The 14,368-nt window shown below is 46.4% G+C and carries 14 protein-coding genes and 2 tRNA genes; 1 reads left to right on the top strand and 15 read right to left on the bottom strand.

Annotation, left to right across the window (positions count from 1 at the left end):
- Window positions 1-275: 275 nt before the first annotated feature.
- The 14 genes from rpsO to rlmE form a co-directional block, all read right to left on the bottom strand.
- The gene (rpsO, locus tag EMM73_RS18055; RefSeq protein WP_127688199.1) at window positions 276-545 is read right to left on the bottom strand and encodes a 30S ribosomal protein S15; all 270 of its coding nucleotides are present in this window, start codon (window positions 543-545) and stop codon (window positions 276-278) included.
- 105 nt (window positions 546-650) lie between these two features.
- Complete coding sequence (gene truB / locus EMM73_RS18050) at window positions 651-1,589, bottom strand: tRNA pseudouridine(55) synthase TruB (RefSeq protein ID WP_127688198.1); 939 nt, start codon at window positions 1,587-1,589, stop codon at window positions 651-653.
- Complete coding sequence (rbfA, locus tag EMM73_RS18045; protein WP_127688197.1) at window positions 1,589-2,017, bottom strand: 30S ribosome-binding factor RbfA; 429 nt, start codon at window positions 2,015-2,017, stop codon at window positions 1,589-1,591. Before rbfA ends, truB begins: the two co-directional genes overlap by 1 nt.
- A gap of 92 nt (window positions 2,018-2,109) precedes the next feature.
- Window positions 2,110-4,791, bottom strand: a complete 2,682-nt coding sequence (gene infB, locus EMM73_RS18040) for a translation initiation factor IF-2 (protein ID WP_127688196.1) — start codon at window positions 4,789-4,791, stop codon at window positions 2,110-2,112.
- Between the two features lie 26 nt (window positions 4,792-4,817).
- Window positions 4,818-6,314: a transcription termination factor NusA gene (nusA, locus tag EMM73_RS18035; protein WP_127688195.1), complete on the bottom strand. Its 1,497-nt coding sequence runs from the start codon at window positions 6,312-6,314 to the stop codon at window positions 4,818-4,820.
- A gap of 28 nt (window positions 6,315-6,342) precedes the next feature.
- Window positions 6,343-6,798, bottom strand: a complete 456-nt coding sequence (gene rimP, locus EMM73_RS18030; RefSeq protein ID WP_127688194.1) for a ribosome maturation factor RimP — start codon at window positions 6,796-6,798, stop codon at window positions 6,343-6,345.
- A 456-nt stretch (window positions 6,799-7,254) separates the two neighbouring features.
- Window positions 7,255-7,331: transfer RNA gene (locus tag EMM73_RS18025), tRNA-Met, on the bottom strand.
- An 84-nt stretch (window positions 7,332-7,415) separates the two neighbouring features.
- Window positions 7,416-7,500, bottom strand: a tRNA-Leu gene (locus EMM73_RS18020).
- A gap of 18 nt (window positions 7,501-7,518) precedes the next feature.
- Window positions 7,519-7,857, bottom strand: coding sequence for a preprotein translocase subunit SecG (gene secG / locus EMM73_RS18015; protein WP_127688193.1), 339 nt, complete (start codon window positions 7,855-7,857; stop codon window positions 7,519-7,521).
- A complete protein-coding gene (gene tpiA / locus EMM73_RS18010) occupies window positions 7,857-8,603 on the bottom strand; it encodes a triose-phosphate isomerase (protein WP_127688192.1) in 747 nt (248 codons plus the stop codon). Before tpiA ends, secG begins: the two co-directional genes overlap by 1 nt.
- Before the next feature lie 83 nt (window positions 8,604-8,686).
- Window positions 8,687-10,021: a phosphoglucosamine mutase gene (gene glmM, locus EMM73_RS18005; RefSeq protein WP_127688191.1), complete on the bottom strand. Its 1,335-nt coding sequence runs from the start codon at window positions 10,019-10,021 to the stop codon at window positions 8,687-8,689.
- A complete protein-coding gene (gene folP, locus EMM73_RS18000; RefSeq protein WP_127688190.1) occupies window positions 10,014-10,856 on the bottom strand; it encodes a dihydropteroate synthase in 843 nt (280 codons plus the stop codon). Before folP ends, glmM begins: the two co-directional genes overlap by 8 nt.
- Before the next feature lie 71 nt (window positions 10,857-10,927).
- Window positions 10,928-12,838, bottom strand: a complete 1,911-nt coding sequence (ftsH, locus tag EMM73_RS17995; protein WP_186435288.1) for an ATP-dependent zinc metalloprotease FtsH — start codon at window positions 12,836-12,838, stop codon at window positions 10,928-10,930.
- A gap of 80 nt (window positions 12,839-12,918) precedes the next feature.
- Window positions 12,919-13,548: a 23S rRNA (uridine(2552)-2'-O)-methyltransferase RlmE gene (gene rlmE, locus EMM73_RS17990; RefSeq protein WP_127688188.1), complete on the bottom strand. Its 630-nt coding sequence runs from the start codon at window positions 13,546-13,548 to the stop codon at window positions 12,919-12,921.
- 84 nt (window positions 13,549-13,632) lie between these two features.
- Between rlmE and yhbY the strand changes: the two genes are divergently transcribed.
- Window positions 13,633-13,929 (top strand): ribosome assembly RNA-binding protein YhbY, encoded by a 297-nt coding sequence (yhbY, locus tag EMM73_RS17985; RefSeq protein ID WP_127688187.1) that lies wholly within the window; start codon window positions 13,633-13,635, stop codon window positions 13,927-13,929.
- On the opposite strand, the gene EMM73_RS17980 is transcribed toward yhbY, so the two are convergent.
- Window positions 13,926-14,336 (bottom strand): hypothetical protein, encoded by a 411-nt coding sequence (locus EMM73_RS17980; protein ID WP_127688186.1) that lies wholly within the window; start codon window positions 14,334-14,336, stop codon window positions 13,926-13,928. The two genes, yhbY and EMM73_RS17980, sit on opposite strands and share 4 nt — an antisense overlap.
- Window positions 14,337-14,368: the final 32 nt, after the last annotated feature.

The following is a 14,368-nucleotide window of genomic DNA, read 5'->3' as shown; positions in this document are numbered from 1 at the left end:
AACGGCTATCCTGCCGTTTTGTCACTCACATAGTCCGTGATGTTCGCCTTCGGCAGCTAAAGCTGTGCAAAACGGCTATCCTGCCGTTTTGTTATCATCGGAGTGAAGCGACGAAGGCCCGAAGGGCATTTTGCAAGATAGCAAAATGTACAAAATCGTCTGGAATGATTTATCACGTCAGTGTGAAGCGACTGCGGTGTTATAAGATATTTTGCAGAACAGAAAAAAGCAAAAAGCCAGTCGAAGACTGGCTTTTTTCAGGCATAAGCTGCGAATTAACGACGCAGACCTAAACGCTCGATCAGAGTAGCGTAACGCTGAGCGTCTTTGCCTTTTAAATAATCTAATAATTTACGACGTTGACTAACCATACGTAACAGGCCACGACGTGAGTGGTGGTCGTGCTTGTGGTCAGCAAAGTGTGGTTGTAACTTAGCAATAGTTGCAGTTAATAATGCAACTTGTACTTCTGGTGAACCGGTATCACCTTGTTTAACCGCGTAATCTGCTAAGATTTGCGCTTTTTCAGCTGTAGTTAGTGACATAGAGCCTCCAATAGAGAGATATGTTGTGCCGGCCACTAATCCAGCAACAACGAAAATGAGCGCGCATTCTATGCGCTTTCTCAACAACAAACAAGCAATAAAATATTAAATTGGGGTTTGCCACACACTGGTGTTCAGTAACCGTCGAACCGACAGAACGCCAGCCTCTAACGAAGCCACACCAATAAACTGCTTCGCAGGCCCATAGAGCTTAATAGCATCAGCAGATCCAGTGCCTAAATCAGCAAGTTCAGATTCAGTTAGCAACACAGTTTGACCATGCACCAAACGTTTTTGCTGTGCTTCAGTGAGCTTCAGCTCAGGCAAGCCGGTTAAGGCTAAATCCATCGGCAACAACAAAGCGTCTAAGCCAGCCCAGTCCTGCTTTTCATTAAAAGGCACTAACTGTTCCTGCGTCAGCATTTGTGCTGCATCAAAAGGCCCGACATGAATACGGCGCAAGGCGCTGACATAAGCACCAGAGCCCAGAGCCTCACCCAAATCGTCGATTAAGGTGCGGATATAAGTGCCTTTACTGCAATGCACCAGGAAGCTGGCGTATTCGCCGTCAAACTGCTGCAATTCAAAACGGAAGATGGTAATAGGCCTGGCTTCACGTGGTACTTCAATCCCCTGACGGGCATATTTGTACAGCGGCTGCCCCTGATACTTTAAAGCCGAAAACATAGTCGGAATTTGCATCTGCGGGCCACGAAACTGCTGCATCATTTGCTCAAGCACGGCTTGATCAAAGGCTACAGGCTTACGGCTGATGATTTCACCTGCCGCATCGCTGGTGTCAGTACGTAAACCGAAATGAGCTGTCACCAAATAGGTTTTGTCTGTGTCTAATAAGAACTGACAGAACTTAGTGGCTTCACCAAAACAAATCGGCAATAAACCACTGGCCAGTGGGTCTAAAGCACCGGTATGACCAGCTTTTTCCGCCTGATACAACCAACGCACGCGCTGCAAAATACCATTGCTGGAAATTTCTAACGGCTTATCAAGTAAAAGAATGCCGTGGACAGCACGACGCGCCATTACTCGTCCTCGTCCTGATCGATCTTAGGTTTACGGTCTGGTTCCTGACCTGCCTCAATACGGCGTTTGTCATCTTCACGACGCACCTGTTCAACCAGATTGGCCATATGAATGCCCTGATCCAAGGACTGGTCAAAGTAAAAACGTATAGTGGGCACAATACGGGCCTGAATACGTTTAGCAATCAGACTGCGGACATAACCACAAGCGTCGTTTAAAATATCAAGGTTTGCTTTGACCTTATCAGCTTCTAAGCCTAAAAAAGTCACAAAAATTTTGGCGTGAGATAAGTCACGCGAAACGTCCACATCCGACACGGTAATCATGTTGTGCAGGCGCGGGTCTTTGATTTCACGTTGTAAAATCACTGCAATTTCCTGCTGCATTTGCTGCGACAGACGGTCTACCCGAGTAAATTCTTTAGCCATAACTCTTTCCAACACATTTGAGCAGAAAGAAACAGGGGCCTACGTAAGCCCCTGCTGATCTCTGTATCTATATTTCTACCAGCACAAAGTTGTTATAAAGTACGTTCAACCTGAACCACTTCAAACACTTCAATCTGGTCGCCTTCACGCACGTCGTTGTAGTTCTTCACGCCGATACCACACTCAAAGCCGTTGCGTACTTCGGATACGTCATCTTTCACACGACGCAGGGACTCCAGTTCACCTTCGAAAATAACTACGTTGTCACGCAGTACACGAATTGGTGCGTTACGTTTAATGATACCTTCGGTCACCATACAACCAGCGATAGCACCAAACTTCGGCGAACGGAACACAGCACGAACCTGAGCCAAACCAATGATCTGTTGTTTAAATTCAGGAGCTAACATACCTGTCATCGCTGCACGAACTTCATCTAACAGTTCATAAATGATGCTGTAGTAACGTAAGTCCAGGTTCTCGTCTTCGATGATCTTACGGGCGGTGCCTTCAGCACGCACGTTGAAACCGATAACGATAGCTGAAGAAGCTGCTGCAAGCGTTGCGTCAGTCTCAGTAATACCACCCACACCGCTACCGATGATTTTGATTTTCACTTCATCAGTCGACAGTCGGCTCAGTGATTCACTGATCGCTTCCACAGAACCTTGTACGTCCGCTTTCAGAACTATGTTCAGTTCAGCCACATCGCCTTCAGACATGTTCGCGAACATGTTTTCCAGCTTAGATTTTTGCTGACGAGCAAGTTTGACATCACGGAATTTACCCTGACGGTACAAAGCAACTTCACGAGCCTTACGCTCGTCTTTCACAACAGTCACTTCATCTCCAGCCTGAGGTACACCGGACAGACCTAAGATCTCTACCGGAATGGATGGGCCAGCAACTTTGATTTCTTTACCATTTTCATCGCGCATTGCACGAACACGGCCATATTCGAAACCACAAAGCACGATTTCGCCTTGTTGCAATGTACCTTCCTGTACCAGAATGGAAGCAACAGGACCACGGCCTTTATCCAGACGCGATTCAATTACCACACCGCGGGCCAGACCTTTCTTCACCGCTTTTAATTCAAGCAGTTCAGCCTGGTTCAGGATAGCTTCCAGCAGGTCGTCAATACCCATACCGGTTTTCGCAGAGATAGGCACGAACTGAGTATCACCGCCCCACTCTTCTGAAATAACGCCGTACTGAGATAATTCGTTCCGAACACGATCCGGATCTGCATCCGGTTTATCCATTTTGTTGACTGCAACAACCAGTGGCACACCAGCAGCTTTTGCGTGCTGAATAGCTTCTTTGGTTTGTGGCATAACGCCATCGTCTGCTGCAACCACCAGAATAACGATGTCTGTCGCTTTAGCACCACGGGCACGCATTGAAGTAAAGGCTGCGTGACCAGGTGTATCAAGGAAAGTGACCATACCGCGTTCTGTTTCTACGTGGTAAGCACCGATATGCTGAGTAATACCACCGGCTTCACCAGCTGCTACTTTTGCTTTACGGATATAATCCAGAGTAGAAGTTTTACCATGGTCAACGTGACCCATAACGGTAACAACAGGAGCACGAGGCTCTAACTCGCCTTCACCTTGACGGTCAGACATGACCGCTTCTTCAAGCTCGTTTTCCTTGGTCAGAGTGAACTTGTGGCCCATCTCTTCACAAACGATAGCTGCAGTTTCCTGATCAATCACCTGATTAATGGTTGCCATAGCACCCATTTTCATCATGACTTTGATCACTTCAGAAGCTTTAACGGCCATCTTCGAAGCTAATTCAGCCACAGTGATGGTTTCGCCAATTTTTACTTCACGTTCTACCGGCTGAGCAGGTTTGTTAAAACCATGCTGCATGCTGACAGGCGTTTTCTTTTTCTTGTGACGATTAGCGCGGTTAAACGCATCTTTATCATCAGCGTCATCTTTTTTCTTGGCTTTGCCAGCAGGGGCTTTTTTCGTCGTACGACGGCCACCACGTTCTTCACGGGCGTCCACTTCGTCTTCAGCAGCTTTGGCATAGACGTTGCTGGTTAAGTGATAATCAGCGTCTTCTGCGGCTGGCTTTGTTTCTTCTTTAGCCCAACGCTCAGCATTTTCTTCTGCTAAACGACGTGCGGCTTCAGCCTGTTGTAAAGCTTCAGCTTCCAACTTACGTAACTGCTCAGCTTCCTGTTGTGCTTTGATGCGCTCAGCTTCAGCCTTAGCTTCTTCTTTCGCTGCACGACGAGCCGCTTCTTCCGGATCATCTTTCATTAATTGAGCGTGTTTTGCTTCGTCACGTTTTTTCTGTTCAGCCGCTTTACGATCCGCCTCTTCTTTGGCTTTACGATTAGCTTCTTCTTTAATTTTTTGCTCAGCAGCTAAACGCTCCTGCTCGCGTTTTGCTGCCTCTGCAGCTTGCTCTGCAGCAATACGCTCTTCTTCGGCCAGCTTGGCTGCTTCTTCAACTGAAGGTCGTTTAACAAAGGTCTTTTGTTTGCGTACTTCAACCTGAATCTCACGGTTGCGGCCAGCACCACCGGCTACACTCAGAGTGGTTTTTTCTTTACGAACTAACGTCAGTTTAGACGGTTCAGCGGACTGACCGCCGTGGGCCCGGCTTAAGTGATCCAGAAGAGTTTTTTTCTCTTCTTCATTGACCATTTGGCCGACTTGTTTTGTTATGCCTGCATCCGCAAACTGTTGGATTATACGATCAACAGTCGTATTGACGTCACTGGCCAGTTTTTCTATGGTTACATCTGCCATGTCAGTTTTTACCTCCGTTGACCCACTTATTTGTCTTCACTGAACCAAACAATATTACGGGCAGCCATAATCAGCTCTGCCGCTTTTTCTTCAGTCATTTTTTCGATTTCAATCAAATCATCTACCCCAAGCTCTGCCAAATCATCAAGAGTGATGATGCCTTTGCTGGCCAACACATAAGCTGTGTGGGTACCAACACCTGGCAGATTAACTAATGCTTCACTAGGCGCTGAGCCTTCCAGTGATTCTTCGCTGGCCAGAGCACGTGTAGTTAACACTGCTTTAGCACGTTTACGTAACTCTTCTACTGTATCTTCGTCTAAACCATCAACAGACAACAGTTCGCTGACTGGTACATAGGCGATTTCTTCTAAGGTTGAGAAACCTTCGTCTACTAACACACCAGCAAAATCTTCGTCGATTTCCAGTGCTGTCATGAAGAGTTCCAACACCTTGGCATTTTCTTCCTGATGTTTAGTTTTCATGGCAGAAACCGTCATCACGTTTAATTCCCAACCAGTTAACTGGCTGGCTAAACGTACGTTCTGACCAGCACGGCCTATCGCCATTGCCAGGTTGCTGTCTTCTACGGCAATGTCCATAGAGTGCTTATCTTCATCAACAATGATAGAGGCCACTTCTGCCGGAGACATAGCGTTGATGACAAACTGAGCAGGGTTATCGTCGAACAGAACGATATCAACACGTTCGCCAGTTAATTCGCTGGACACCGCTTGCACACGTGATCCACGCATACCGACACAAGCACCCACAGGGTCAATACGACGGTCGTTGGTTTTCACTGCAATCTTAGCGCGTGAACCAGGATCTCGTGCAGCGCCACGGATTTCAATCATCTCTTCACCGATTTCAGGCACTTCAATGCGGAATAATTCGATCAGCATTTCAGGGCGGGTACGGCTTAAAAACAGCTGAGCACCACGAGCTTCTGGTTTTACTTCAAACAATAAAGTACGGATACGATCGCCTGGACGGAAGGTCTCACGTGGCAACATTTCTTCCTTAGCTAACATGGCTTCCGCATTGTTACCTAAGTCGACAATGATGCTGTCGCGGTTTACTTTCTTCACGACACCAGTGACTAACTCACCCACCTGATCGACATAAGCCTCAACTACTTGTGAACGTTCAGCTTCACGTACTTTTTGCACTATGACCTGTTTCGCCATTTGAGTGGTGATACGGTCAAAGGTAATAGAGTCGATTTGTTCTTCAACATAATCACCCACTTGCAACTGAGGTTCATCGTATTGAGCTGCAGACAAGGTAATTTCGCGATACGGATGTTCTTGCACCTGCTCGTCTGGGATGACCATCCAGCGACGGAAAGTTTCATAAGAACCAGTTTTACGATCAATAGTCACGCGGACTTCGATGTCGCCTTCGTTTTTCTTTTTAGTGGCGGCCGCTAACGCGTACTCTAACGCCTGGAAAATTTTCTCACGCGGAACTGATTTTTCGTTCGAGACCGCGTCTACTACTAATAAAATTTCTTTAGCCATATTATTTTGCCTCGCTTCGACCCGTGTATCAGAACACTGGCACTACGTTCGCTTTATCTACGTTATCCATCAGCAAACGGTAGAGTTTGCCATCCACTTCCACTACTAACATATCGTCTTCGATTTGTGTCAGCAGGCCTTTAAATTTGCGGCGTCCATCTTGAGGAATAGCCAATTTCACGTCAATGATCTGGCCAACAACTTTGGCAAAATGCGCTGGCGTAAAAAGTGGGCGGTCTAAACCAGGAGAGGACACTTCAAGGAAATATTCATTCGGGATAGGGTCTTCAACATCAAGTAACGCACTCACTTCACGGCTTACAGAGGCGCAGTGATCCACTGTAATACCATCCTGATGGTCAATATAAACCCGCAGAATAGAGTGACGTCCAGCACGAACGAACTCTATGCCGACCAGCTCAAAGCCTGCGGCTTCTACTGTTGGCGTTAACAGCTCAGTTAACTGCTGTTCTTGTTTAGTCAAAGAGACCTCCAGAAATAAAAAAAGGGCATAGAGCCCAGAATAGTAGTAAAACCTTGTCGCCAGATATAAAAACGCCCCGAAATTTCGGGGCGACTTTAAAGCTGACTGGACTCTGATATCGCCAATCAAAGTCCTGAATTCTGTAGGCTTCACAGCGAACTGTTCAACCTGGGCCACACATTTGCTTCAATAAGCAGTTTACGATAAACATCCTTGAAACATCTAAAGTAGTAAAACTTTTAATTCTCAAAAGGAAGTTGGTTGCGGGAGCCGGATTTGAACCGACGCCCTTCGCCCGGATTTATAAAGAGGAGCCCGTGGGCTGATTTCTCTATTTCCTTCTAACCTTGGCGAAGTTGGTTGCGGGAGCCGGATTTGAACCGACGCCCTTCGCCCGGATTTATAAAGAGGAGCCCGTGGGCTGATTTCTCTATTTCCTTCTAACCTTGGCGAATTTGGTTGCGGGAGCCGGATTTGAACCGACGACCTTCGGGTTATGAGCCCGACGAGCTACCAGGCTGCTCCATCCCGCGTCCGTAAGCGACGCACATTATATAGTCCTGGCCTGACTATCGCAAGCTTAGTTTGTGCTACTTTGCTTGCTGTGCTTTGTATATTGGTGCCGAGAGCGGGACTTGAACCCGCACGCCCGAAGGCACTACCACCTCAAGGTAGCGTGTATACCAATTTCACCATCTCGGCTAAAAATCAGAGGTGCAATCAGTTTCCGACAGGAATATCTGATGCTGGCTTTTTCTCTTCTACTGCATCAACTGCCTTAGCATCAACTGGCACAGATAAATCTTGCCATTCGTCTACAGCTTTCACGCGATCTGTACTCAGATTACCCAGCAACAGACTCAAAGCGAAAAATAAAGTTGCAAGTACTGTGGTAGTACGAGTTAAAAAATTACCTGTACCTGATGAGCCAAAAATAGTTGCTGAACCGCCAGCACCAAAAGAAGCCCCCATGTCAGCACCTTTGCCGTGTTGGATTAATACCAAAACGATTAGGGCCAATGCGACTAACAGATACAATACAATAAACAGTTCGTACATTATGAATCCTTTGCCATTTCGCAAATCGCAGAAAAGTCTGCCACTTTCAAACTAGCGCCACCAATAAGTGCGCCGTCTATGTCAGCCTCTGCAAACAAGGCTTGACAGTTAGTAGCAGTGACACTGCCACCATAAATAATTCTTAACGCGTCTGCCGCGTCTACATCATACTGCGCCAAATGTTGGCGTATAAACTGATGCACTAGCTGAGCTTGCTCTGGCGTCGCCGTGCGACCTGTACCTATGGCCCAAATCGGCTCGTAACTTACCACAGAGTGCGCCAGTAAATAAGGCTGCGCAGCATACACCGCATCTAATTGCCGTGCAAGAACCTCTAAAGTTTTTTCTTCTTCTCTTTGCTGCAAAGTTTCGCCGATACAAAGTATTGGAGTTAGGCCTGCATCCACAGCTGTTTTTACTTTCTGACTGATCAAGCCGTCTAACTCGCCATAGAGAGAGCGACGTTCTGAGTGACCAATAATGGCGTGAGTAACACCAGCAGCCGTTAGCATATCTGCTGAAATTTCGCCAGTAAAGGCCCCCGATTGCTGTTCGCTCACATTCTGAGCACCCAGCTTATAGTTTTGATGTTTTGGAAAGTGAGTTAGAAAAATTACTGGTGGGCAGATCAAAATTTCAGGTAGGGGCTGTTTTAACATAGACAAGGCGTCTGACATCTGTTGGACCAGATCGGAATTCCCGTTCATTTTCCAGTTAGCTACCACTAATGGCTTACGTTGTCTCATGTTTGTGCCTCAATATTATAACGGGCGAGATAGTAACCAACCTCACCCGCTCACACAAGACTTGACGACTAAATTAGCATTCTTTAACTAGCGACCCTCACTGCTTCGGCTATTTTTTGGGCAAATAACCGTACTTCATCTTGTACTCTTCCTTCAACCATTACACGAATTAATGGCTCAGTACCGGATTTTCTGATCAAAACGCGACCTTGCCCTTTTAAATCCTGCTCCACCTGCTGTATCACTTTCTTGACGTGTAAATTATCCAGAGGCGCTGTGCCTTTCTCGAATTTCACATTGACCAGCACTTGGGGCATTTTTGTCATGCCCTGAGCCAAGTCAGCGAGCGATAATTTCGCTTCCAGCATAGCCGTCAGCACCTGAATCGAAGCAATGATACCGTCGCCAGTTCCTGCATGATCTAAATTCAATACATGACCTGAGTTTTCACCACCAATACGCCAGTTTTTCTGTGTCAGCATTTCCATTACATAACGATCGCCGACATTAGAGCGGGCAAAGGGGATGTTTAACTCGGCCAAGGCCAGCTCTAATCCCATATTGCTCATCAAAGTACCCACGACTCCGCCCTGCAGCTTATTTAATTTTTGAGCGTTGCGGGCAATAATATAAACAATCTCGTCACCGTCTATAACTCGGCCAGTATGATCAACCATCATCACCCGATCACCATCACCGTCATAGGCAATACCTAGGTCAGCTCCGATTTCAACCACAGTTTTCTGTAACAGATCAGTATGAGTTGCACCACAGTGATCATTGATATTCAAGCCATTCGGACTAACCCCAATAGCCTGAACATCAGCACCCAGCTCACGAAATACATTTGGGGCTATATGGTAAGTAGCACCATGAGCACAATCCAAAACCACTTTTAAACCATTTAACGACAAATGATTTGGCATATGACTTTTACAAAATTCGATGTAGCGACCTGCAGCGTCATCAATACGCATTGCTTTGCCTAAACGTTCCGAGGACTCGCAAACCATGGGCTGTTCCATCGCTTCTTCAATAGCCAACTCGACATCATCAGGTAACTTAGTGCCGTCCGCTGAGAAAAACTTGATACCGTTGTCGTAATAAGGATTGTGCGATGCGCTGATGACAATACCAGCCTCAGCACGGAAAGTACGGGTCAGGTAAGAAACTGCAGGCGTTGGCATTGGGCCCAATAGGCGCACATCGACACCGGCTGCTACTAAACCAGCTTCTAATGCAGTTTCTAATAAATAACCAGAGATGCGGGTGTCTTTCCCAATCAGAACTTTTTTGGTACCACGCTGAGATAAAACCCGACCAGCGGCCCAACCTAACTTCATTGCAAATTCAGGCGTAATTGGAAACTCACCCACTTTGCCACGCACACCATCAGTGCCAAAATACTTCCTAGACATGATCTACTCCAAATAAGGTGGCTGAAGTAACAGCCACAGCCTGCACAGTTTCTTTTACATCATGCACACGGATAATATGTGCACCTTTGATAGTAGCTATTGTGGCACAGGCCAAACTACCTGCCAAACGATCCCCAGGAGGAACATCTAATAACTGACCAATCATTGATTTACGCGACATTCCTACAAGGACAGGGTAATTTAACCGCAATACCTCTGAAAGCTGGCTTAACAACTGATAGTTATGTTGTAAGCTTTTGCCAAAACCAAAACCCGGGTCCAGAATAATCTGACTTTTTGCTATACCTGCCTCAATACAAACTTCTGCTCTTTGCGTCAGAAAGTCACAAACTTCTTTGACTACATCCTGATAAACAGGGGCATGCTGCATAGTCCTTGGTTGTCCTTGCATATGCATAAGGCAAACAGGCACTTTGGCAGCAGCGGCAACGCTGAGAGCTTCTGGAGCTAACAATGCCCTAATATCATTAATAAGATCAGCACCAGCGGCTATAGCTTCTTTCATAACCTGAGCTTTGCATGTATCAACGGAAATAATACAATCCAGCTCAGATCGAATAGCCTCGATCACAGGTATGACCCTGTCGAGCTCTTGCTGTATCGGTACTTCTTCTGCTCCTGGCCTTGTAGACTCGCCGCCAATATCTAAAATCGCAGCACCAGCAGCAAGCATAGCGCGGGCTTCTGCGACCGCAGCAGCTTTACCAACAAAGCGACCACCATCAGAGAAAGAATCGGGGGTAATATTTAAAATCCCCATCACTTTTGGTCTGGATAAATCCAAATGGCGACAACGGGGCAATTGCAACAACATAAACATACTCCTTCATTCTGCACAAAGCAAAACCCCGGGATTTCCCGGGGTTTGACAAGTCAGACATTTTTTTACAGAGGGTTTTCTGCGGATGGCTCTGACGGATTTACTGCGTCAACAGGCTTAGTATCATCGCTGTTGGAACCTTTACTCTTATCCTTTGGTTCCCAATTTTCTGGCTGACGAACTGTGCGCCGATTCATCAAGTCATCAATTTGTTTTGAATCTATAGTTTCGTACAACATCAACGCATCTTTCATCGCATGCAAAATATCCATGTTTTCTTCGATCATGGTTTTTGCTCTGGTGTAGTTACGATCGATAATAGCTTTGATTTCACTGTCGATAATGCTAGCAGTTTCGTCAGACATATTCTTCGCTTTGCCCATACTGCGGCCGAGGAATACTTCACCCTCTTCTTCAGCATACAACAGCGGACCTAATTTGTCCGAGAAGCCCCACTGAGTCACCATGTTACGCGCAATCGACGTAGCGTACTTGATATCCTGAGAGGCGCCTGTTGATACGGAGTCTGTACCGTAAATCAATTCTTCAGCCAAACGACCACCGTATGCCACTGAAATTTTACTTTCCAGTTTACGACGACTGATACTGATGGCATCGGCCTCTGGTAGGAAAAAAGTCACACCTAAAGCACGGCCACGAGGAATGATAGTGACTTTATGCACTGGGTCGTGCTCAGGCACCAAACAACCTACAATAGCGTGCCCTGCTTCGTGATACGCAGTCATTTCTTTTTCAGCTTCAGACATTACCATGGAACGGCGCTCAGCCCCCATCATGATTTTGTCTTTAGCTTTTTCAAACTCTTCCATACCAACGACACGGTTGTTACCACGGGCAGCAAACAATGCAGCTTCGTTCACCAGGTTGGCTAAATCTGCACCAGAGAATCCTGGTGTCCCCCGAGCGATGACGCTGGCTTTTACATCGTCACCTAACGGCACTTTGCGCATATGCACTTTCAGAATTTGCTCACGACCACGCACATCAGGCAAACCTACGACCACCTGACGGTCAAAACGGCCTGGTCTTAACAACGCAGCGTCCAATACATCTGGTCTGTTGGTTGCGGCGATAATGATGATCCCTTCGTTACCATCAAAACCATCCATTTCCACCAGCATCTGGTTTAAGGTTTGCTCACGTTCATCGTGACCACCACCTAAACCTGCACCACGCTGACGGCCAACAGCATCAATTTCATCGATAAAGATAATGCAAGGAGCTGCCTTTTTGGCCTGCTCGAACATATCACGCACACGGCTGGCACCAACACCGACAAACATTTCAACAAAGTCAGAACCTGAAATCGCGAAAAATGGCACTTTAGCTTCACCCGCTATAGCTTTAGCTAAGAGGGTTTTACCTGTACCTGGTGGGCCGACCATTAAAATACCTTTTGGAATTTTGCCGCCAAGCTTCTGGAAACGTGATGGATCTTTTAAATAATCCACTAGCTCAGTCACTTCTTCTTTGGCTTCGTCACAACCTGCAACGTCTGCAAAAGTAGTTTTGATTTGATCTTCACCCATTAAGCGGGCACGGCTCTTACCAAAGGACATAGCGCCTTTGCCACCACCGCCTTGCATCTGGCGCATAAAGAAAATCCAGACGCCTATCAGTAACAGCATAGGGAACCAGGAAATAAAAATCTGTCCTAGCATGCTTGGGTTTTCCGGTGCAGTGCCAGAGAATGTGATGTCATTTTTGTACATGTCATCGATCAGTTTTGGATCATAGCCCGTTGGGATCACAGTCTCGAAACGCTCACCTGAACGTTTTATACCAGTGATCACGCCTTTCTGTTCCTTCACCTCTCGGATCTGGCCCTGACTGGCTTCCTTCAGAAATTGGGTATAACTCATTTGCTTATCTGCCTTATCAGCAGGGCCAAAACTATTAAATACCGACATCAATACAACGGCGATAACCAGCCATACGATGAGATTTTTTGCCATGTCACTCAAGGTGAGAACCTCTCAGTTACGAAAACAGTTACGAAAACAGTTACATTCCAAATGAAACTAACGCTACTTTACTAGACTTTAAAGCCTGTCGCTACGATATATGTCTCACTAGACCGTGCTCTGGAAGAATCCGGTTTACGAACTCGTACCGTAGTGAATACGCTGCGAACCTGCTGCACAAAGGGTTCGAAGCCTTCACCATGAAATACTTTGACCACAAAACTGCCATTTTTCTTCAATACGTTGTTACACATTTCCAGCGCAAGTTCCACCAGATACATACTTCTGGCTTGATCCACTGTGCTGTTACCGCTCATATTTGGCGCCATATCAGACAAAACTACATCTACATTACGGCCACCAATACGCTCTAACAAAGCATTTAACACGGCCTCTTCCCGGAAGTCACCTTGTAAGAAAGCAACACCGGCCAGAGGATCCATAGGCAAAATATCGCAAGCCACTACGCACCCTGATTGGCCCACCAGTTCAGCAGCCCGAGCAGACCAACTGCCTGGCGCAGACCCTAGATCTACGACTGTCATGCCTGTTTTGATCAGTTTATCCTTGTCCTGAATTTCATCCAGCTTAAAAGCAGCTCTGGATCTTAACCCTAATTTTTGCGCTTTCTGCACAAAAGGGTCGCTTACGTGTTCCTGTAACCAGCGAGAAGAGCTGGCGGAACGTTTTTTCTTTGTCATCTGAGTACTCTTAAATAGTCTTCATCACAAGATGGCGGTACAATAGTGTAATTTCAAGCTTTCCAACACGGAAAATCTACACATATGAACCTTAGTAATAAACAAAAACAGTTTTTAAAAGCCAAAGCACACGAGTTAAAGCCAACCATTCTGCTGGGTGGTAACGGATTAACTGAGGGAGTGATGGCCGAAATTGATTTGGCGTTAGAGCACCATGAACTGATCAAAGTCAAAGTTCCAAGCATAGATCGCGAAGAAAAGATTGCCATTATGGACGCTATAGTGCGCGAAGCCAAAGCACAAAAAGTGCAGGTTATTGGCCATATTTTGGTTGTATACCGCGCCGCTAAAGAGAAAAAGTTACATATTCCAAAGGGCTAATCTGCGCTTTTTAAGTAACCTGCGGCCTGCAAATACAAGCGGGCCGATTCTTCATCTTCTGCAATATGTTTAGTCAGATAAGTGGGTTTTTCCACTTCAGTAGCTTTTAAATATTGCCAGGCAAGCATCTCATCCCCGGGCAGCAACAATTCCACATGATGCAGATTCTGTGCAAAAGCCCATTTAGAATTTTGCCTGAGTAAATCCAATGACTGAGCCGGGCTTGCTTGCCACTGTCGGATATCCAACACTACGGCCCAAGGCTGATTGAATACAGACGAAGCAAGAGCGCGAAAATCTCTGATGTACTCTTCAGTACCTAACAAAGAAGACACTCCAAAGGCCTGAACCCATAACACCTGGTCCAGTAATTGAAGTTGATAAGCTTTTGTTTGGCGTCTTTGCATTTACACTCTATTCCCGGAGACAAAGAAGGCGG

Origin of the sequence: Rheinheimera sediminis (assembly GCF_004005375.1) — a bacterium.
GTDB lineage: Bacteria > Pseudomonadota > Gammaproteobacteria > Enterobacterales > Alteromonadaceae > Pararheinheimera.
Note: the sequence above shows the minus strand (reverse complement) of the source record. Positions and strands in the feature narration are given on the sequence as shown.